At 62.7% G+C, this 21,230-nt stretch carries 8 protein-coding genes and 3 rRNA genes; 8 read left to right on the forward strand and 3 right to left on the reverse strand.

Annotated features, from left to right (window positions below; genetic code table 11):
* Window positions 1-2: 2 nt before the first annotated feature.
* Complete coding sequence (glgP, locus tag KTR40_RS03670; RefSeq protein ID WP_179997660.1) at window positions 3-2,621, reverse strand: alpha-glucan family phosphorylase; 2,619 nt, start codon at window positions 2,619-2,621, stop codon at window positions 3-5.
* 192 nt (window positions 2,622-2,813) lie between these two features.
* On the opposite strand from glgP, the gene KTR40_RS03675 reads away from it, so the two are divergent.
* The 8 genes from KTR40_RS03675 (at window position 2,814) to KTR40_RS03710 (ending at window position 18,439) form a co-directional block, all read left to right on the forward strand.
* Window positions 2,814-4,856 (forward strand): alpha-1,4-glucan--maltose-1-phosphate maltosyltransferase, encoded by a 2,043-nt coding sequence (locus KTR40_RS03675; RefSeq protein WP_139028086.1) that lies wholly within the window; start codon window positions 2,814-2,816, stop codon window positions 4,854-4,856.
* On the forward strand, window positions 4,853-6,649 hold the full coding sequence (treS, locus tag KTR40_RS03680) for a maltose alpha-D-glucosyltransferase (RefSeq protein WP_139028071.1): 1,797 nt from the start codon (window positions 4,853-4,855) through the stop codon (window positions 6,647-6,649). Before KTR40_RS03675 ends, treS begins: the two co-directional genes overlap by 4 nt.
* A 1-nt stretch (window position 6,650) precedes the next feature.
* The gene (locus KTR40_RS03685) at window positions 6,651-10,349 is read left to right on the forward strand and encodes a 1,4-alpha-glucan branching enzyme (protein WP_228405307.1); all 3,699 of its coding nucleotides are present in this window, start codon (window positions 6,651-6,653) and stop codon (window positions 10,347-10,349) included.
* A gap of 474 nt (window positions 10,350-10,823) precedes the next feature.
* Window positions 10,824-12,346, forward strand: a 16S ribosomal RNA gene (locus tag KTR40_RS03690).
* Between the two features lie 514 nt (window positions 12,347-12,860).
* Window positions 12,861-15,987: ribosomal RNA gene (locus tag KTR40_RS03695) — 23S ribosomal RNA — on the forward strand.
* Window positions 15,988-16,223: 236 nt separating this feature from the next.
* Window positions 16,224-16,340, forward strand: a 5S ribosomal RNA gene (rrf, locus tag KTR40_RS03700).
* The 16S, 23S and 5S rRNA genes sit together here, the layout of an rRNA operon.
* Window positions 16,341-16,484: 144 nt before the next feature.
* On the forward strand, window positions 16,485-16,991 hold the full coding sequence (locus tag KTR40_RS03705; protein WP_228405308.1) for a hypothetical protein: 507 nt from the start codon (window positions 16,485-16,487) through the stop codon (window positions 16,989-16,991).
* A 77-nt stretch (window positions 16,992-17,068) separates the two neighbouring features.
* Entirely contained in the window at window positions 17,069-18,439 is a 1,371-nt protein-coding gene (locus KTR40_RS03710; RefSeq protein ID WP_228405309.1) for an FAD-binding oxidoreductase, read from the forward strand.
* A 15-nt stretch (window positions 18,440-18,454) separates the two neighbouring features.
* On the opposite strand, the gene KTR40_RS03715 is transcribed toward KTR40_RS03710, so the two are convergent.
* Together KTR40_RS03715 and KTR40_RS03720 are read right to left on the reverse strand one after the other, a co-directional pair.
* On the reverse strand, window positions 18,455-19,873 hold the full coding sequence (locus tag KTR40_RS03715) for a DUF4032 domain-containing protein (RefSeq protein ID WP_139028091.1): 1,419 nt from the start codon (window positions 19,871-19,873) through the stop codon (window positions 18,455-18,457).
* 113 nt (window positions 19,874-19,986) lie between these two features.
* The gene (locus tag KTR40_RS03720) at window positions 19,987-21,069 is read right to left on the reverse strand and encodes an ABC transporter ATP-binding protein (protein ID WP_018762103.1); all 1,083 of its coding nucleotides are present in this window, start codon (window positions 21,067-21,069) and stop codon (window positions 19,987-19,989) included.
* Window positions 21,070-21,230 lie beyond the last annotated feature (161 nt).

The raw sequence follows: 21,230 nt of genomic DNA on the forward strand, positions 1-21,230 counted from the left end.
CCTTAAGCGTTGACGATCAGTCCAAGCTCGGCTTTCGAGGCGAGGGCGTCATGCCGCGGCAGGACCCGGACGGTGTACCCGAACGGTCCCGATCGGTCGATCACCAGCGAACCGCTGAACAGGTGGCGCCCGCTGCCGAGGTCCTCCTGTACCTTCAGTTCCATGACCGTGATGTCGGTGAGGGTGTCGCTTTCCTCAGCCCTCCCATAGGCCACTTCAACGGACACGTCCTCCGGGGTGAGGCTGTGCAGCGCCACGTAGGCGTTGACCTGGAGCGTGTCGCCGATCTGGGGATCCTCGGAGACACCCACTGAGTCCACGTGCTCCACGTGCACCAGCGGCCAGGCCGAACGTACCTTGGCCGTCCAGGCCGCGAGGGTGCGGGCCTGGGAGTAGGAGTTCGCAGAAGCGTTGCGCCCCGCCTCCGCGGCCGGGCGGTAGAGGATGTTCACGTAGTCCCGGAGCATGCGTTCGGCGGAGACGGCCGGACCGAGGTGCGAGAGGGTGTGCTTGATCATGGAGACCCAGTGCGTGGGCACTTTCTCCGCCCCCGACGTCGAAGGGCCTGCGGCGCCGGCGCCGGCCGACACCGTGCTGCCGTAGAAGCGCGGGGCCACCTGGGTTTCGAGCAGCTCGTACAAAGCTGCCGCCTCGATGTCGTCGCGTTCCTCCGGTGATGCGCCGTTGTTGGCGGTGGGAATCGCCCAGCCGTTTTCGCCGTCGTACATTTCATCCCACCAGCCGTCCAGGACGGAGAGGTTGAGGGATCCGTTGAGCGCGGCCTTCATGCCGGACGTTCCGCACGCCTCCAGCGGCCGTAGCGGGTTGTTCAGCCACACGTCGCAGCCGGGGAACAGCGTCCGCGCCATCGCGATGTCGTAGTTGGGCAGGAAGGCAATCCGGTGGCGCACCTCGGGGTCGTCGGTGAACCTGACCAGGTCCTGGATCATCTTCTTGCCGGCGTCGTCGGCGGGGTGCGACTTTCCGGCGATGACCAGCTGGATGGGATGCTCCTTGTGCAGGAGCAGTGCCTTCAGGCGCTCGGGCTCGCGCAGCATCAGGGTGAGCCGCTTGTAGGTGGGAACGCGCCGGGCAAAACCGATGGTCAGGACGTCCGGGTCCAGGACCTTGTCCGTCCAGCCCAGCTCGGCGTCCGCCGCGCCGCGCTTCTTCCAGGCAGCCCGCAGGCGGAGGCGGACGTCGTCCACCAGGGCCGCCCGCATCTCCCGCCGCAGCGCCCAGACGTCCGCGTCGCTGACGTTGTAGGCCAGGTCCCAGCGTCCGTTCGCTTCGGCTTCGCTGCCAAACTGGTCGCGGGCGAGCTTCGAGATGCGGCTGTCCACCCACGTCGGCACGTGCACGCCATTCGTCACGGACGTGATGGGCACCTCCGAGTGGTCGAAGCCCGGCCACAGCGCGGAGAACATTCCACGGGAAACTTCCCCGTGCAGCTTTGCCACGCCGTTGGCGCGCTGGGCGAGGCGCAGGCCCATGATGGCCATGTTGAACACGGACGGGTTGCCGTCAGCGTAGTTCTCGCGGCCGAGTTCCAGGATCCTGTCGGTGGGAACGGCGGGCGCCAGGCCGGCCTGGAAAAAGTGGTGGATCTGGGCGATCTCGAACCGGTCGATGCCCGCGGGGACCGGGGTGTGCGTCGTGAAGACAGTGGACGCGCGCCCGGCGGCGAGGGCCTCGTCGAACGTCAGCGCCTGGTCCCCGGCCATGAGTTCCTGGATACGTTCGATGCCGAGGAAGCCGGCGTGGCCCTCGTTCGTGTGGAACACCTCCGGGGCCGTGGTGCCGGTGAGCTGCTGGAAGGCGCGCAGGGCCTTGACCCCGCCCATGCCCAGCAGCAGTTCCTGCTGCAGGCGGTGGTCTCCGCCGCCGCCGTAGAGGCGGTCGGTGATGCTGCGGGCGGCGTCGTCATTGCCGGGGACATTGGAGTCCAGGAGCAGCAGGGGAACGCGTCCGACGTCGGCACGCCAGATGTGTGCCAGCAGGCGCCGGCCGTTGGGCAGGGGGAGCGCGATCTGCAGGGGGCGGCCGATGCCGTCCGAGGAAGGCTCGCGCAGCAGCGTGAGCGGCAGCCCGTCCGGGTCCAGGACCGGGTACGTCTCCTGCTGCCAGGCATCCCGGGACAGCGACTGCTTGAAGTAGCCTGCCTGGTACAGCAGGCCGACACCGATCAGGGGCACTCCAAGGTCCGAGGCCGCCTTCAGGTGGTCGCCGGCCAGGATCCCCAGGCCGCCGGAGTACTGGGGGAGCACCTCGGTGATGCCGAACTCGGGTGAGAAGTAGGCAATCGACGCAGGGGCATCCGGGCCAAGGCTTTGGTACCAGCGCGGCTCCTCGAGGTACCGGTCAAGGTCCTCCTCGGCGGCCCGCACCCGTTCCACCACCGCACGGTTGGCGGCAAGCTGCTGGAATTCCTCCCGGCTCACCATCCCCAGGAAGCCCACCGGGTCCTGGCCGCTTTCTTCCCAAAGACGGGGATTCAGGCCCGCGAAAAGTTCCCGTGTGGGCCGGTGCCAGGACCAGCGCAGGTTGCTCGCCAGGCGGGCCAGCGGCCGGATCGGTTCGGGGAGGACGGTACGGACGGTAAATCTGCGGATTGCCTTCACCTGCGTCACACTAACCGACAACATGCGCGGCTGGAACCAGCGCCGGGTTTCTTTTGGGTAAATGACAGTTGGCGGCGAAGAAATGACGGAGGACGCGCAGAAATTGGTGCGCAGGCTTAGCAATCTTGCTCTTTTCTCGCTAACGTCGAGCCTGTGACGACTAACTCAGGAACCAGTGCCGTATCAATGAAAATGTCGACCGGCTCCATTACTGATGGGCTGCGGTTCGGGCGATTTCCGATCACCGCCGTGCAGCCTGTCGTGGAGGATGGCAAATTCCCCGCCAAGGCCCTGCCAGGCGAAGGAATCGTGGTGGGCGCCACCGCTTTCCGGGAAGGGCACGACCAGTTGGGCGTCAGCGCCGTGCTCTTCGACCCCCAGGGCAAGGAGCGCCAGCGGGTCAGGCTCGCGCCGCCGCGCGGGGAACGGGGCATGGGTACGGACCGCTGGGAAGGCGTGCTCACGCCGTCGGAAACGGGGAACTGGTCCTTTGCCATCGAAGCCTGGCACGACCGCTACGGCACGTGGCACCACAACGCAGAGGTGAAGGTGGAAGCCGGCATCGACGTGGAGTTGATGTTGGCCGAGGGATCCGCCCTGCTCGGCGAGGCATCCGAAGACGAGTCCCGCAGCGAGTGGGACCGTGGAGTTCTCCGTAACGCCGCCGGCAGGCTCGCCGACACGTCCCTCAGCACGGAAGAGCGCCTCGGCGCCGGCTTCGGCAGCGACGTAGCGGGGGTTGTGGCGCATCAGCCCATCCGCGAACTGGTGACCGTCTCCGAAAAGTTCCCGCTGAACGTTGAACGCGACCTTGCCGGGCGCGGCGCCTGGTACGAATTTTTTCCCCGCTCCGAGGGGGCCGTCAAGGACCACGACACTGGTACCTGGACTTCCGGAAACTTCCGCACCGCGGCCAAGCGGCTTGATGCCGTGGCCGCCATGGGCTTCGACGTCATCTACATGCCGCCCATCCATCCCATCGGCGTGCAGCACCGCAAGGGCCCCAACAACACCTTGATTGCCGGCCCCAACGATCCCGGTTCGCCATGGGCCATCGGCGCGGCCGAAGGCGGCCACGACGCCATCCATCCGGACCTCGGCACCTTCGAGGACTTTGACGCATTTGTGGCCCGCGCCAACGAGCTTGGCCTGGAAGTTGCCCTGGACCTGGCGCTCCAGGCGGCCCCGGACCATCCCTGGGTCCAGTCACACCCGGAGTGGTTCACAACCCGCGTGGACGGCAGCATTGCCTATGCCGAGAATCCGCCGAAGAAGTACCAGGACATTTATCCGCTCAATTTCGACAATGATCCCGAAGGGCTTTCGAACGAAATTCTGCGGATTGTGCTGCTCTGGGTGAGCCATGGCGTAAAAGTCTTCCGCGTGGATAACCCGCACACCAAGCCGGTGTGGTTCTGGGAATGGCTTATTGCGCAGGTAAATAAAGAGGTTCCCGGCGTGGTGTTCCTGGCCGAGGCCTTCACGCGCCCAGCCATGATGCATGCGCTGGGGCGTGCGGGGTTCCAGCAGTCCTACACGTACTTCACCTGGCGCAACACCAAGAAGGAAATCGAGTCCTACTTCACCGAGGTGAGCCACGAGTCGGCGGCCTTCTTCCGCCCCAACTTCTTTGTCAACACCCCGGACATCCTCACTGAATACCTCCAGTTTGGCGGGCCGGCGGCGTTCAAGATCAGGGCTGCCCTGGCGGCCACGGCCAGTCCGTTGTGGGGCGTCTACGCAGGCTACGAACTGTATGAGCACGTGGCGCGGCCGGGCGCGGAGGAGTACATCGACAACGAAAAGTTCGAGTACAAGGAACGCGACTGGGACGCTGCGGCGCAGTCCGGACGGACCCTCGCCCCGTACATCACCAGGCTCAACGAGATCAGGCATGCCCACCCGGCCCTGCAGGACCTGCAGAACCTGACGGTCCACCACAGCACGGACGAGGCCACGGTGGTCTACTCCAAGCACAAGACGCTTGCCGACGGGTCCAAGGACACCCTCATCGTGGTGGTCAACGTGGATCCGCACGGCACCAGGGAATGCACCGTCTCGCTGGACCTTGCGGCCCTTGAACTCGACCCGCAGGACCTGACGCACAACGGAGGCTTCCACGTGGATGACCTCATCTCCGGTGAAAGCTGGGAGTGGGGCGAGTACAACTACGTCCGCCTTGACCCGCACGTGGAGCCCGCTCACGTCCTGCGCGTGAGGAGAACGCATCAGTGAATTTCAATCCGCAAAGTTCCGGCCAGCATTTCACTCCCAAGAGCACGTTTGAGCTAAATGCCCCGGGCCTTCAGCATGATCCGCTGTGGTACCGGAAGGCCGTGTTCTACGAAGTGCTCGTACGGGCTTTTGCGGATGCCAACGGTGACGGCTCCGGCGACTTTTCCGGCCTCATCGACAGGCTTGACTACCTGCAGTGGCTGGGAGTGGACTGCCTCTGGCTGCCACCGTTCTTCCAGTCACCGCTGCGGGACGGCGGCTATGACATCTCCGACTACAACTCGGTCCTGGACGAGTTCGGAACCATCAGCGACTTCAAGCGCCTGGTTGCCGAGGCCCATGCCAGGGGCGTCCGGGTCATCATCGACCTGCCCCTGAACCACACGTCGGACCAGCACCCCTGGTTCCAGGAATCCCGCAAGGACCCTGACGGCCCCTACGGGGACTTCTACGTCTGGAGCGACACCGACGAGAAGTACCAGGACGCGCGCATCATCTTCGTGGATACCGAGGAATCCAACTGGACCTTCGACCCCATCCGACGCCAGTTCTTCTGGCACCGGTTCTTCAGCCACCAGCCCGACCTGAACTTCGAAAACCCCAAAGTCATCGAAGCGCTGTTCGACGTGGTCCGGTTCTGGCTTGACCAGGGCATCGACGGGTTCCGGGCCGATGCCATCCCCTACCTCTACGAAGAGGAGGGGACCAACTGCGAGAACCTCCCGGCAACGCACGAGTTCCTCCGGAAGCTCCGTACCATGGTGGACGAAAGCTACCCCGGGCGGGTCATCATCGCCGAGGCCAACCAGCCGCCGAATGAAGTGGTGGAATACTTCGGGACGGAAGAAGAGCCCGAGTGCCACATGGCCTTCCACTTCCCGATCATGCCCCGGCTGTACTACGCACTCCGGGACCAGAAGGCCGCTCCGATCATCGAGACCATGCACGACACGCCCGAAATACCGGACGGTGCGCAGTGGGGCACCTTCCTGCGGAACCACGACGAACTGACCCTGGAAATGGTCACCGCCGATGAGCGGGCCGCGATGCTGGGCTGGTACGCGCCGGACCCCCGCATGCGGGCCAATATCGGCATCCGGCGCAGGCTCGCGCCCCTGCTGGACAACTCCCGTGCCGAGATCGAGCTGATCAACGCCCTGCTGCTCTCGCTGCCCGGCAGCCCCTTCCTGTATTACGGGGACGAGATCGGCATGGGGGACAACATCTGGCTTGAAGACCGGGACGCCGTGCGCACCCCCATGCAGTGGAACCCCGACCGGAACGCCGGATTCTCGAACGCAGATCCGGGCAAGCTCTACCTGCCGCCCATCCAGTCCCTGGTGTACAACTACAGCATGGCCAATGTGGAAGCGGAGGCGGCCCATTCCGGTTCGCTGCTGCGCTGGACCCGGCAGATCCTGAGCGTCCGCAAGAACCATCCCGCATTCGGCCTGGGCGGGTTCAAGCACGTCGATGCCGACCACGACGCCGTTTTGGCCTACCTCCGCGAACTGCCGGAAGACAACTCCGCCGGAGCCGTTGCGGAGACCATCCTGTGCGCCTTCAACCTCTCACAGCATCCGGTCGCGGCCCAGCTGAAGGTCCCGCAGTTCGCCGGACGGGGGTTGCGCGATGTCTTCGGCGGCCAGCCGTTCCCCGGCATCAACGACGACGGAAACCTGACCCTGACCCTTGGCAGCCACGACTTCTTCTGGCTGCGGATCCGGTCGGCTGCATCCAACCCGTCATCCCCTTACACGCAGGCAATGCCTATCCTCTCGATTGAGAACTGACATGAACCAGCCAATCCTCACCCCCGCCCTCACCGCCCTCCTCCAGGAATGGCTGCCGCGGCAGCGCTGGTTCCCGGTGAAGACGCCCGACTTCGAGATGTCCCAGGCCGGCAGCCTGGGGCTCGAGGATCCCTCGGGCCATGCCGCGTTGGCTGTCTTTCTCCTGAGGGTCACCACGCAAACGCCCGACGGCGGCAGCAGGACGGCCGTGGTCCAGGTTCCCTTGAGTTTCCGGCAGGCGCCGGCTGCCGGAATGGAGCGCGCCCTTGTGGGGCAGGCTGCCGGAATGGATCCATCCCGGCCCTGGGTCTACGACGCCGTCCACGATCCCGACTTCGTGGGCGGCTGGCTGGAGCTTATCCGGAACGGGGAGAAGGCGCCGAGCGGAACTGCGGCCGGCTTCCGCGTCGAAGGTGAACGGCGGCTGCCTACCAGCCGCGGCGTAGTGAAAGTACTGTCCGGTGAGCAGTCCAACAGTTCAGTCATTGTGGACGACGGCGAGTCCGCCGCGATCGTGAAGTTCTTCCGGGTGCTGTCCGACGGCACAAACCCCGAAGTTGAAGTGGGTGCTGCCCTGACGGCTGCGGGCACGTCCGAGGTCCCCGCCACCCTTGGCTGGGTCCGCGGCGAATGGCTCGCCCAGGCGGCAAACGGATCGGGATCCACCGGCACAGGCCGGCGGTATGTCCAGGGCGAACTGGCCGTGGCGCACGAGTTCCTGGCAGGCGGCCGGGACGCCTGGCTGCTGGCCGTTGACGCCGCCCGGTCCGGCACCGACTTCACCGCAGAAGCGCGGGCGCTCGGTGCGGCCACAGCCACGGTCCACCAGCGGCTGGCCCAAGCGCTGGGCCAGTCAGCGGAACACGCCCCCGGCCAGGTGATTGCGCCCGCAGTAGCCCAACGCGTCCGCCAGGCATGGGCGGAAGCCGGAAGCGCCGTCGGCCCTTATGACGACGCCCTGGCCGCACTGCTCGACCAGCTGGACCACGCCCCGGCAGGCCCGCTGCAGCGAATCCACGGGGACCTCCACCTGGGCCAGATCCTCCAGGTTCCGGGGCAGGCGGGAAGCCCCGCCCGATGGGCCATCCTCGACTTTGAAGGCGAACCGCTGCGGCCCGTCGCGGAGCGCAACGTCCCGGACGTTCCCCTGAGGGACGTCGTGGGCATGCTCCGGTCCTTCGACTACGCCGCGGGCGCAGCCCAGCGCGTACAGGAAGGGGCGCAGGTCCCGGCCAACTGGGTTGACGACTGCGCGGAGGCCTTCCTGGCAGGGTACGCGGCTGTCACGCCCGGGACGGTGGACAGGGAGTCCCCCCTCTTTGTGGCATTGTGGCTGGACAAGGCACTGTACGAAGTAGTTTATGAATTGCGTAACAGGCCCGACTGGTTGGCGATCCCCGTGAACGCCTCCCGGCGGCTCCTGGGCGGTAACGGCGCCGGCGATCACGCCGGTGCAGCATCGGAAGGTAACGAAATGACAGGCTCAGCACGAACTGACCGGCCGGGGGTGCCGTTGCAGGTAGACGAAGGCACCCTGGGCAAGATCGCGAACGGTGAACACCACGCACCCCACTCTGTCCTGGGCGCGCACCTGGACGATTACGGCCACGTCACCATCCGTACGGTGAAGCACCTAGCGGAAGCAGTAACCGTGATTACCCCCGCGGGTGAAGTTCCGATGGAACATGAAGCCCACGGAGTGTGGGTGGCAGTCCTTGAACCACTGCAGCAGGGGCACGTCCCCGACTACCGGCTCTCGGTCACCTACCCGGGTGCCGAACCGGTCACCGTGGACGAGCCCTACCGCTACCTGCCCACCGTGGGGGAAGTGGACCTGCACCTGATCGGTGAGGGCAGGCACGAAAAGCTTTGGGAGGTGCTCGGCGCCCACGTCCAGCACTACAAGTCCGCAATGGGGGACGTGGACGGTGTTTCGTTTGCCGTCTGGGCACCCAACGCGCAGGCCGTCCGCGTCAAGGGCGACTTCAATGCCTGGGACGGGCGCGAGAACTCCCTCCGCTCGCTGGGTTCCTCGGGGGTGTGGGAACTCTTTGTGCCGGGTGTTTTGGCAGGGGCGTGCTACAAATTCGAAATCAGGACCAAGGCCGGCCACTGGGTGGAGAAGGCTGACCCCCTGGCGTTCGGTACCGAGGTTCCTCCGCTGACCGCTTCCCGGGTGGTTGAGCCTTCGTACGCCTTCAAGGACGATGAATGGATGGAGGCCCGCGCACAGCGGGATCCCCACAACTCCGCAATGAGCGTCTATGAGGTGCATCTTGGCTCCTGGCGCCTGGGACTCGGCTACCGGGAACTCGCCAAGGAACTGGTGGACTACGTCAAATGGCTCGGATTCACGCACGTGGAGTTCATGCCCGTGGCAGAGCACCCCTTCGGCGGGTCCTGGGGCTACCAGGTCACCTCGTACTTCGCCCCCACCTCCCGTTTCGGCCACCCCGATGAGTTCCGCTACCTGGTGGACACGCTTCACCAGGCCGGGATCGGCGTACTGCTGGACTGGGTTCCCGCCCACTTCCCCAAGGACTCTTGGGCCCTGGCGCAGTTCGACGGCGAGCCCCTGTACGAGCACGCGGACCCGAACCTGGGCGAGCACCCTGACTGGGGCACCCTGATCTTCGACTTCGGGCGGACCGAAGTCCGGAACTTCCTGGTGGCCAACGCCCTGTATTGGCTGGACGAGTTCCACATTGACGGCCTGCGCGTGGATGCGGTGGCTTCAATGCTTTACCTCGACTATTCGCGCGAGGACGGCCAGTGGCAACCCAACCGGTTCGGCGGCAGGGAAAACCTCGAGGCGATTTCCTTCCTCCAGGAAGTCAACGCCACGGTGTACAAGACGCACCCCGGGGCCGTGATGATCGCCGAGGAATCCACAGCGTTCCCGGGCGTCACCGCACCCACAAGCCACGGTGGCCTCGGCTTCGGGCTCAAGTGGAACATGGGCTGGATGCACGACTCGCTTAAGTACGTTTCCGAGGAGCCAGTCAACCGCAAGTGGCACCACGGAACCGTGACGTTCTCCCTGGTGTACGCGTTCACCGAGAACTTCCTGCTGCCCATCAGCCACGATGAGGTAGTCCACGGCAAGGGCTCCATGCTCCGCAAGATGCCGGGCGACCGCTGGCAGCAGCTCGCCAACCTGCGCGCTTTCCTGGCGTACCAGTGGGCGCACCCGGGCAAGCAGCTGATCTTCATGGGTACGGAGTTTGGCCAGGAAGCGGAGTGGTCCGAGCAGCACGGGCTCGACTGGTGGCTCGCCGACATCCCCGCACACAAGGGCGTCCAACTCCTTACCAAGGACCTCAACGAGCTCTACAGTTCCACTCCGTCGCTGTACGCCCGGGACAACGAGCCCGCTGGCTTCCAGTGGATCAACGGGGGAGACGCAGACCGGAACGTCCTGTCTTTCATCCGCTGGGACAAGGAGAACAACCCGCTGGTCTGCGCCATCAACTTCTCCGGAATGCCGCACGTCGGTTACACCCTGGGTGTGCCGGAGGCCGGTGCATGGACCGAAGTACTGAACACGGACGCCACCACCTACGGCGGATCCGGTGTCCTCAACGCCGGTGAGCTGAAGGCAACGGGCCAGGGACAGGATGGACAGCCGGCAACGCTGAGCGTCACCCTGCCGCCGCTCGGCGCCGCCTACTTCAAGCCTGGAGCCCCGGCCGCCGAATAGCAGCTGGCTCCTGATGAGCAGGGAAGGCCCGGAATCCGCGTGGTTCCGGGCTTTTTCCTGCCTCCAGGGCAGGCCGCAGAAGGCGTCCTGTTGCCCGGTTGGCCTTCTGGAAAAAGTGGTGGTAGAGTTTATTTCCGCGCTGCTCCACGGAGTCAGACGGAAAAACCGACACTCAAGCCTTCGGCTAAAGAGAGTCGCGGACGCCGGTTTGACAAGTGAGAAGCCAGCGGGTAAGTTTGAAAAGTTGCTCCGGAGCGATCCACGGCTGTGAAGTGCTGGTGGTGGTGCCGGGTGTGTCTGTTGTTTGAGAACTCAATAGTGTGCCAAGTTTGTTGATACCAATTGTTTTAGTGATTGGTTGAATTGACTGGATTGCCCGCCCCTGTGGGTGGTCTGGTTTTTACAGCTGGTTTCAAATTTTGTGCAGCCTTTTTGTCCCGTTTTCCCGGGGCTGGGGGTTGTGTCTGTTTTACTTCAACGGAGAGTTTGATCCTGGCTCAGGATGAACGCTGGCGGCGTGCTTAACACATGCAAGTCGAACGATGATCCCAGCTTGCTGGGGGATTAGTGGCGAACGGGTGAGTAACACGTGAGTAACCTGCCCTTAACTCTGGGATAAGCCTGGGAAACTGGGTCTAATACCGGATATGACTCCTCATCGCATGGTGGGGGGTGGAAAGCTTTTTGTGGTTTTGGATGGACTCGCGGCCTATCAGCTTGTTGGTGAGGTAATGGCTTACCAAGGCGACGACGGGTAGCCGGCCTGAGAGGGTGACCGGCCACACTGGGACTGAGACACGGCCCAGACTCCTACGGGAGGCAGCAGTGGGGAATATTGCACAATGGGCGCAAGCCTGATGCAGCGACGCCGCGTGAGGGATGACGGCCTTCGGGTTGTAAACCTCTTTCAGTAGGGAAGAAGCGAAAGTGACGGTACCTGCAGAAGAAGCGCCGGCTAACTACGTGCCAGCAGCCGCGGTAATACGTAGGGCGCAAGCGTTATCCGGAATTATTGGGCGTAAAGAGCTCGTAGGCGGTTTGTCGCGTCTGCCGTGAAAGTCCGGGGCTCAACTCCGGATCTGCGGTGGGTACGGGCAGACTAGAGTGATGTAGGGGAGACTGGAATTCCTGGTGTAGCGGTGAAATGCGCAGATATCAGGAGGAACACCGATGGCGAAGGCAGGTCTCTGGGCATTAACTGACGCTGAGGAGCGAAAGCATGGGGAGCGAACAGGATTAGATACCCTGGTAGTCCATGCCGTAAACGTTGGGCACTAGGTGTGGGGGACATTCCACGTTTTCCGCGCCGTAGCTAACGCATTAAGTGCCCCGCCTGGGGAGTACGGCCGCAAGGCTAAAACTCAAAGGAATTGACGGGGGCCCGCACAAGCGGCGGAGCATGCGGATTAATTCGATGCAACGCGAAGAACCTTACCAAGGCTTGACATGAACCGGTAATACCTGGAGACAGGTGCCCCGCTTGCGGTCGGTTTACAGGTGGTGCATGGTTGTCGTCAGCTCGTGTCGTGAGATGTTGGGTTAAGTCCCGCAACGAGCGCAACCCTCGTTCTATGTTGCCAGCACGTGATGGTGGGGACTCATAGGAGACTGCCGGGGTCAACTCGGAGGAAGGTGGGGACGACGTCAAATCATCATGCCCCTTATGTCTTGGGCTTCACGCATGCTACAATGGCCGGTACAAAGGGTTGCGATACTGTGAGGTGGAGCTAATCCCAAAAAGCCGGTCTCAGTTCGGATTGGGGTCTGCAACTCGACCCCATGAAGTCGGAGTCGCTAGTAATCGCAGATCAGCAACGCTGCGGTGAATACGTTCCCGGGCCTTGTACACACCGCCCGTCAAGTCACGAAAGTTGGTAACACCCGAAGCCGGTGGCCTAACCCCTTGTGGGAGGGAGCTGTCGAAGGTGGGACTGGCGATTGGGACTAAGTCGTAACAAGGTAGCCGTACCGGAAGGTGCGGCTGGATCACCTCCTTTCTAAGGAGCACCTACAGGCTGTCACTGCGTGTATGCGTTGGTGGGGGTTTGTCAGGAGTATATGCCCGTTGCGCAGACGCAAGTTCTGCGGCGGGTGCTCAAGGGTGGAATATCAACGGATAGCGGCTGCCTGGTCTTGGTCTTGTCTAGTACGGATGCTTTGTGTGTCCTGGAACGGCGGGGTCTGGGGTTGGGTGGTTTAGTGTTTGGCACACTGTTGGGTCCTGAGGCAACAGGACCGGTATGGGCCTCTTTTGTGGGGGTTGTGCCGGGTTTGTTTGTTTCTGGTTTCCTGGCTGCACCGATCATGCATGTTGTGTGTGTGGGGTGTGTGGTACGGGGTTGTTGTTTGAGAACTACATAGTGGACGCGAGCATCTTTTATAAGAAGCAATTTCCAAGAATATGAACCTGGATCTGGCTGCGCGTGGTGATGGTCCCTCTTGTGGGGGGTTGTTGTTGGGTGTGGTTGGTTTCTGTGGTTCTCTCGAAAATTAGCGTTTTTGATCTTTTGTGGTCAAGTTTTTAAGAGCACACGGTGGATGCCTTGGCATTAGGAGCCGAAGAAGGACGTAGGAATCTGCGATAAGCCTGGGGGAGTCGATAACCGGACTGTGATCCCAGGGTGTCCGAATGGGGAAACCCCGCCAGGGACGCGAGTTGCCTGGTGACCCGCATCTGAACACATAGGGTGCGTGGAGGGAACGCGGGGAAGTGAAACATCTCAGTACCCGCAGGAAGAGAAAACAATAGTGATTCCGTTAGTAGTGGCGAGCGAACGCGGATCAGGCTAAACCGTTCCATGTGTGATAGCCGGCGGGCGTTGCATGGTCGGGGTTGTGGGACTTTCCGTACTGTCTCTGCCGGGGCAGTGGGGTGTGATGTGCAGGCATAGGTGAACGGTCTTGAAAGGCCGGCCAGAGAGGGTGTTAGCCCCGTAACCGTAATGTTGTGTACCGCCCGGATGAGTATCCCAAGTAGTACGGGGCCCGAGAAATCCCGTGCGAATCTGTCAGGACCACCTGATAAGCCTAAATACTCCCTAATGACCGATAGCGGACCAGTACCGTGAGGGAAAGGTGAAAAGTACCCCGGGAGGGGAGTGAAACAGTACCTGAAACCGTGTGCTTACAATCCGTCGGAGCCAGTCTGATTCTGGTGACGGCGTGCCTTTTGAAGAATGAGCCTGCGAGTTAGTGTTACGTCGCGAGGTTAACCCGTGTGGGGCAGCCGTAGCGAAAGCGAGTCTGAATAGGGCGTTGCAGTGGCGTGATCTAGACCCGAAGCGAAGTGATCTACCCATGGCCAGGTTGAAGCGACGGTAAGACGTCGTGGAGGACCGAACCCACTTCAGTTGAAAATGGAGGGGATGAGCTGTGGGTAGGGGTGAAAGGCCAATCAAACTTCGTGATAGCTGGTTCTCCCCGAAATGCATTTAGGTGCAGCGTTGCGTGTTTCTTGCTGGAGGTAGAGCTACTGGATGGCTAATGGGCCCTACAAGGTTACTGACGTCAGCCAAACTCCGAATGCCGGTAAGTGAGAGCGCAGCAGTGAGACTGTGGGGGATAAGCTTCATAGTCGAGAGGGAAACAGCCCAGACCACCAACTAAGGCCCCTAAGCGTGTGCTAAGTGGGAAAGGATGTGGAGTTGCGAAGACAACCAGGAGGTTGGCTTAGAAGCAGCCATCCTTAAAAGAGTGCGTAATAGCTCACTGGTCAAGTGATTCCGCGCCGACAATGTAGCGGGGCTCAAGTACACCGCCGAAGTTGTGGCATTCAAATATTAGCTAAGCCCTTGTGGTTCAGGCGTTTGGATGGGTAGGGGAGCGTCGTGTGGGCGGTGAAGTCGCGGTGTAAACCAGCGGTGGAGCCTACACGAGTGAGAATGCAGGCATGAGTAGCGAAAGACGGGTGAGAAACCCGTCCGCCGAATGATCAAGGGTTCCAGGGTCAAGCTAATCTGCCCTGGGTAAGTCGGGACCTAAGGCGAGGCCGACAGGCGTAGTCGATGGACAACGGGTTGATATTCCCGTACCGGCGAAAAACCGCCCATGCTGAACAGGGGATACTAACTGCCCGAGACCTGCCCGATCGCCCTTGTGGTGTGAGGGTTTTGGTGGAGCGCAGGACCTGATCCTGGGAGGCAAGCGTATTAACAGGTGTGACGCAGGAAGGTAGCCAAGCCGGGCGATGGTTGTCCCGGTCTAAGGATGTAGGGCGAACGGTAGGCAAATCCGCTGTTCATGATGCCTGAGATCTGATGGGACCCCCGTTTGGGGGGATTTGGTGATCCTATGCTGCCGAGAAAAGCATCGACGCGAGGTTTTAGCCGCCCGTACCCCAAACCGACACAGGTGATCAGGTAGAGAATACTAAGGCGATCGAGAGAATTATGGTTAAGGAACTCGGCAAAATGCCCCCGTAACTTCGGGAGAAGGGGGGCCCCAACCTTGATACACCCACGCGGTGTGGAGGGGATCGGGGCCGCAGAGACCAGGGGGAAGCGACTGTTTACTAAAAACACAGGTCCGTGCGAAGTCGCAAGACGATGTATACGGACTGACTCCTGCCCGGTGCTGGAAGGTTAAGAGGACCGGTTAGCCGCAAGGCGAAGCTGAGAATTTAAGCCCCAGTAAACGGCGGTGGTAACTATAACCATCCTAAGGTAGCGAAATTCCTTGTCGGGTAAGTTCCGACCTGCACGAATGGAGTAACGACTTCCCCGCTGTCTCAACCATAAACTCGGCGAAATTGCAGTACGAGTAAAGATGCTCGTTACGCGCAGCAGGACGGAAAGACCCCGAGACCTTTACTATAGTTTGGTATTGGTGTTCGGAGTGGCTTGTGTAGGATAGGTGGGAGACGTTGAAGCCCGGACGCCAGTTCGGGTGGAGTCATCGTTGAAATACCACTCTGGTCACTTTGGACATCTAACTTCGGCCCGTAATCCGGGTCAGGGACAGTGCCTGATGGGTAGTTTAACTGGGGCGGTTGCCTCCTAAAAAGTAACGGAGGCGCCCAAAGGTTCCCTCAGCCTGGTTGGCAATCAGGTGTCGAGTGTAAGTGCACAAGGGAGCTTGACTGTGAGAGAGACATCTCGAGCAGGGACGAAAGTCGGGACTAGTGATCCGGCGGTACATTGTGGAATGGCCGTCGCTCAACGGATAAAAGGTACCTCGGGGATAACAGGCTGATCTTGCCCAAGAGTCCATATCGACGGCATGGTTTGGCACCTCGATGTCGGCTCGTCGCATCCTGGGGCTGGAGTAGGTCCCAAGGGTTGGGCTGTTCGCCCATTAAAGCGGTACGCGAGCTGGGTTTAGAACGTCGTGAGACAGTTCGGTCCCTATCCGCTGCGCGCGCAGGAAATTTGAGAAGGGCTGTCCTTAGTACGAGAGGACCGGGACGGACGAACCTCTGGTGTGTCAGTTGTACTGCCAAGTGCACCGCTGATTAGCTACGTTCGGATGGGATAACCGCTGAAAGCATCTAAGCGGGAAGCTCGCTTCAAGATGAGATTTCCATACACCTTGTGTGTGAGAGGCCCCCAGCCAGACCACTGGGTTGATAGGCCGGATGTGGAAGCGAGGACTAACGACTCGTGAAGCTGACCGGTACTAATAGGCCGATAACTTACACCACACACCCACCCCGCAAACGGGTTCAAAAGCGTTTGCACCAAGGGGAAGGGTAAAAAGATAACAAGACTGCTTGCGTCCACTATGTGGTTCCCAACCAACAAACCCGCCACGGGCCTGTTGCGCTGAGGAACACAACTGAATAAACAACACCACCGCTCCCAACAACACAACGGGAGCAGTTGTAACCACAAACTTCCCACCCCGGGCACCACAAACCCGGCGGACGGGTACAAGGGTTACGGCGGTCATAGCGTGGGGGAAACGCCCGGTCCCATTCCGAACCCGGAAGCTAAGACCCACAGCGCCGATGGTACTGCACCCGGGAGGGTGTGGGAGAGTAGGTCACCGCCGGACACACATTACAGCAGGGCCCTGACGACAACGTCAGGGCCCTACTGCTTTAACCACCCACACCCAACATGCTCGTGCCTTGGGGCCAGGCAGCTGGCCGAATACGCAGGCAGCTGGCCAAGCACTCAGGCGGTAAAGTTGAGCACCATGAGCAGCCTCTTCAGCCATGCACAGGAACCCTCCGGGAACGACGACGAATCGACGATCGATGCCCTGGACCCCGTGGTGCAAACGGTGGTGGTACCGGGAAGCGTGGCCCACGCCTTCACCGGTTTCACGGACCACACCCACCTGTGGTGGCCCTTGGAATCACACAGCGTGTACGGCGCCGGCTCCTACGTGGAATTCGAGGAGAACCTCATCCTGGAGACGGCCGACGACGGCCGGACCACCATCTGGGGTACCTTGGATGACTGGCAGCCGCCGCTGTCTTTCCACGCCACGTGGCATCCCGGCACAACCGCATTGTGGTCCACCGAACTCCGCGTCGCCTTCCGTGCCGTCCCGGATGGGACCGAGGTCCGGCTCTTCCATGACGGCTGGGAGGGTGCCGAAGATCCCACTGGCACCCGGGCGAAGTACGCCACGGACTGGCCCGCGATCCTTGCCCGCTACGCCCGTTTTATGGGCGCGGCCGGCACACTGGACTCCTAGGCGCAGGCCCGCCTGCGTCCCGACCTAGACTGAAGAACAGAGACTGAAGAACACCTGCGACGACGGATGGAGCCTTTGTGGGAAGCATAGTTGACGAACTGGAGGCCATCCTGGCGCCGGGCCAGATAGACGCGGGCGAAGCCGCACTCCGCCGCTATGCCGTCGACCAGGCCCCCGTGATCGACTTCCAGTTGCCGCTGGCCGTGGTCTTCCCGGAATCCGTGGCAGACGTCCAGGCCGTTGTCCGCGCCTGCGCAGGCAGCAGCGTGGCCCTCGTGGCGCGCGGCGCAGGGACAGGGGTCTCCGGCGGGGCCCACGCCACCGAGAACTGCATCATCCTTTCGCTTGAACGCATGGACCGGATCCTCGCCCTCAACCCCGACGACGAAACCGCGGTAGTGGAGGCGGGCGTGGTCAATGCCGTCCTCAATGAGGCCGCCGCGAAGCATGGGCTGATGTATGCGCCGGACCCTGCCAGCTTCCGCAGTTCCACCATCGGCGGGAACGTTGCCACGAACGCCGGCGGGCTGCGGTGTGCCAAGTACGGCGTCACCAGGGATTCGGTCCTCGCGCTGGACGTGGTGCTGGCTGACGGCTCGCTCATCCATACCGGGCACCAGACGTTCAAGGGCGTGGCCGGCTACGACCTCACCAGCCTGTTCGTGGGTTCGGAGGGAACCCTCGGCATCGTCGTCGGGATCACGGTCCGCCTGAAGTACCTGCCGCAGGAAGTCCACACTGTTGCAGCGTTCTACGCGGACTTCCGGCAGGCTGCCGCGGGCGTCCTGGCCGTCGGCAAGGCACGGGTCCAGCCGGCCATCATGGAACTGCTCGACGGCGGCACGCTGGCACAGCTGGATGACATCCACGGCTCGGACCTTACCGCCCGGGGCAGGTCGCTGCTGCTGATCCAGACTGATGGCTTCGGTGCAGCCGCCGAAGCCCAGGTAGTGCGGGACGTGCTGCGGGCCGGGGGCGCAGCTGTTACCACCGAGGCCAGCGCAGAGGCGGAGCGGCTGGTGGAGCTTCGCCGGCACAGCAGGGGAGCGGAGGTGGACGACGAATACCGCGTGGGCGAGGACGTCGCCGTTCCCCGTTCCCGGCTGGTGCACTATGTTGCTGCCCTGGAAGCCATGGCCGCGGACCACGCAGTGCACCTCAAAGTGGTGGCGCACGCCGGCGACGGGAACCTCCACCCCACTTTCTGGATCGACCGCACGGGCAACAGCGTGGACGCCGGCGCCATGGAACGGCTGCAGCGGGTCCTGGACGAGTCCATCACGGCCGCGCTTGCCATGGGCGGGACCATCACCGGCGAGCACGGAGTGGGCCAGTACAAATTGCGCTGGTTGGGGCAGGAGCAGCCCGAGCCCATCCGCGAGCTGCAACGCAGGATCAAGGACCTCTTTGATCCTGCCGGTATCCTCAACCCGGGGAAGGCTATCTAGGGCCTCGCGCGCGGGTCAGTCGTCCGAGTCGGGGTACTCGTCGATCGATTCGTCATCGCCGTAGCGCGACTCCTCGGTCTCCACTTCGAGGATCTTCAGGAGCCCGGTGTCCGGGTTCAGCATAATAGCGGCCTCGTCCCGGCGGTGCCGCAGGATGGAGTCGATGTAGGACTGCACGGCCTCCGCCAGCGGGATGTGCCGTTCCTGCTTTTCAGACATGTACCAGCGGTGCTCCAGGACCTCGTGCACCACTTCGGCTGGTTCGAGCTTGCCGGAAAGGTCCCGCGGAATGGACCTGACGATCGGCTCGAAGATCTGGCTGACCCAGAGGTGGGCGCTGTATTCCTCGTCCATTTGCGGGTTGTTGTCCGCCCGGAAGGAGTCCATGTCATTGAGGAGGCGGCGCGCCTGGTTCTCCTGGGCGTCGATCCCGGTAAGCCTCAGCAACCGCCGCTGGTGGTGCCCCGCATCCACCACCTTGGGCTGCAGCTGGATGGTGGTGCCGTTCTGGGTGGTCTTGATGGCGTATTCCTCGACGTCGAAGCCGAGTTCGTTGAGCCTGCGGATCCGGGCGCTCACCCGCCAGCGCTCACCCAGCTCGAAGGACTCCTTTTCGGTAAGCTCCTGCCACAGGCGGCGGTAGCTGTCCATGATCAGCTCGCTGGTGGCCACCGGGTCCACCTTTTCCTCGATCAGCCCGCCATCGAGCAGGTCCATCAGCTCGCCCGCGATGTTGACCCGTGCGATCTCCAGGTCATATTCGCGCTGGCCCGTGGACAGGTCCGGGTAGAGCTCGCCGGTCTCCGCGTCTACCAGGTAGGCGGCAAATGCACCGGCGTCGCGCCTGAACAGCGTATTGGAAAGGGACACGTCGCCCCAGTAGAAGCCGATCAGGTGGAGCCGCACCAGCAGCAGCGCCTGGGCGTCAATAAGGCGCGTCAGGGTGTCCTTGCGGAGCATCTGGGAGAACAGGGCGCGGTAGGGCATGGAAAACTTCAGGTGCCGGGTGACCAGCACCGGGTTCAGGGGGCGCCCGTCCAGGGTGGTGCGGCCCGTAATCACCGCCACCGGTTCCACGCACGGGACATCCAGGCGGGCCAGCTTGCGGAGCATGTGGTATTCGTGCCGGGCCACGTGCTCCGACGTTTCCTTGATGGCAATGACGGAACCCCCGAGGTGCGCAAAGCGCACGATATGGCGGGAGATGCCGCGCGGAAGCGCCGCCAGGTTCTCCGCGGGCCAGTCTTCCAGGGCGATGTGCCACGGCAGGTCCAGGAGCTCGGGATCCGCGGCCGCCGCCGTGATGTTGAGGGAACTGGAGACCGAGGCGGCCTTGCCATCATCAGCACTTGCGGCGACAAACCGCGGCAGCTTCCCGATCTGCCCGTAGTCGGTGGGTTCGTCGTGCCACTGGGCGCTGTATTCCTCGGTCATGGCTCAATTCTTCCGTACATCGGGGCGGCCGGCTAAATTCCGGGGGGCCACAGTTAAAGGCCGACGGCGGCCCGCCAGTAAGGAGGGCCGCCGTCGGGTGAAGCGAAAGAGCGTCAGTCGCCGAGGCGCAGGCCGGTCTTGGTGTCGAACAGGTGCACGTGGCCCGACTGCGGACGGACGTAGATGACCTCGCCCTTCATCGGGGGGCGGCGGCCGTCGACACGTGCCACGATGTCGTGGTCCTTGCCGTCAAGCGTGGTGTGGCCGTAAACGTAGGCGTCGGCGCCAAGCTCTTCGACGACGTCGACCTCAACCTTCAGGCCTTCACCCTGCGGCGCGGTTTCGAGATCCTCCGGGCGGCTTCCCAGCGTAACGGTTGAGCCGTGTGCTTCCTCGAGGACGTCGCGCGGCACGGGGTACACGGTGCCGCCGAACTGGACGCCCCCGTCCACCACTGGCAGTTCCAGCAGGTTCATGGCGGGGGAACCGATGAAGCCGGCAACGAAGACGTTCTTGGGGCGGTCGTAGAGGTTGCGCGGGGTGTCAACCTGCTGCAGCAGGCCGTCCTTCAGCACGGCGACGCGGTCGCCCATGGTCATGGCCTCAACCTGGTCGTGCGTCACGTAGACGGTGGTGACGCCGAGGCGGCGGGTCAGGGATGCGATCTGCGTACGGGTCTGGACGCGGAGCTTGGCGTCCAGGTTGGACAGCGGCTCATCCATGAGGAAGACCTGGGGGTTACGGACGATTGCGCGGCCCATGGCAACACGCTGGCGCTGGCCGCCGGAGAGTGCCTTCGGCTTGCGGTCCAGGTACTGCTCAAGGTCAAGGAGCTTGGCGGCTTCGCGGACGCGCTCGGCGCGCTCTTCCTTGGAAACGCCTGCGATCTTCAGGGCGAAGCCCATGTTGTCGGCCACAGTCATGTGCGGGTACAGCGCGTAGTTCTGGAAAACCATCGCGATGTCGCGGTCCTTCGGGGGAACGTCGGTCACGTCGCGGTCGCCGATCAGGATCCGGCCGGCGTTGACGTCCTCAAGGCCTGCGAGCATGCGCAGGGAGGTGGACTTGCCGCAACCGGAGGGTCCAACGAGGACCAGGAATTCGCCATCGGCGATGTCGATGTTGAGCTTATCGACGGCGGGCTTATCTGTGCCCGGGTACAGACGCGTAGCGTTATCAAAAGTAACTGTAGCCACAGTTATCAATCCCTTCACCGGCAGGTACGTGCCGGACGATCCGTTGTGAATGGTTCATGTTTGTTCAGTTTTGTGCTGCTGACGCTCTTGGGCCGAGGCCGAAGAGCGCCGAGTGACGCCGCACGGTTCTTGTGCGCCACATCACATGCAAGAGTATGTCA

Origin of the sequence: Pseudarthrobacter sp. L1SW (assembly GCF_020809045.1) — a bacterium.
GTDB lineage: Bacteria > Actinomycetota > Actinomycetes > Actinomycetales > Micrococcaceae > Arthrobacter.

Excerpts from the sequence above, each read along its gene's own strand:
- KTR40_RS03675 (WP_139028086.1), top strand. The coding sequence starts at position 2,814 with ATGTCGACCGGCTCCATTACTGATGGGCTGCGGTTCGGGCGATTTCCG.
- KTR40_RS03685 (WP_228405307.1), top strand. The coding sequence starts at position 6,651 with ATGAACCAGCCAATCCTCACCCCCGCCCTCACCGCCCTCCTCCAGGAA.
- KTR40_RS03705 (WP_228405308.1), top strand. The coding sequence starts at position 16,485 with ATGAGCAGCCTCTTCAGCCATGCACAGGAACCCTCCGGGAACGACGAC.
- KTR40_RS03715 (WP_139028091.1), bottom strand. The coding sequence starts at position 19,873 with ATGACCGAGGAATACAGCGCCCAGTGGCACGACGAACCCACCGACTAC.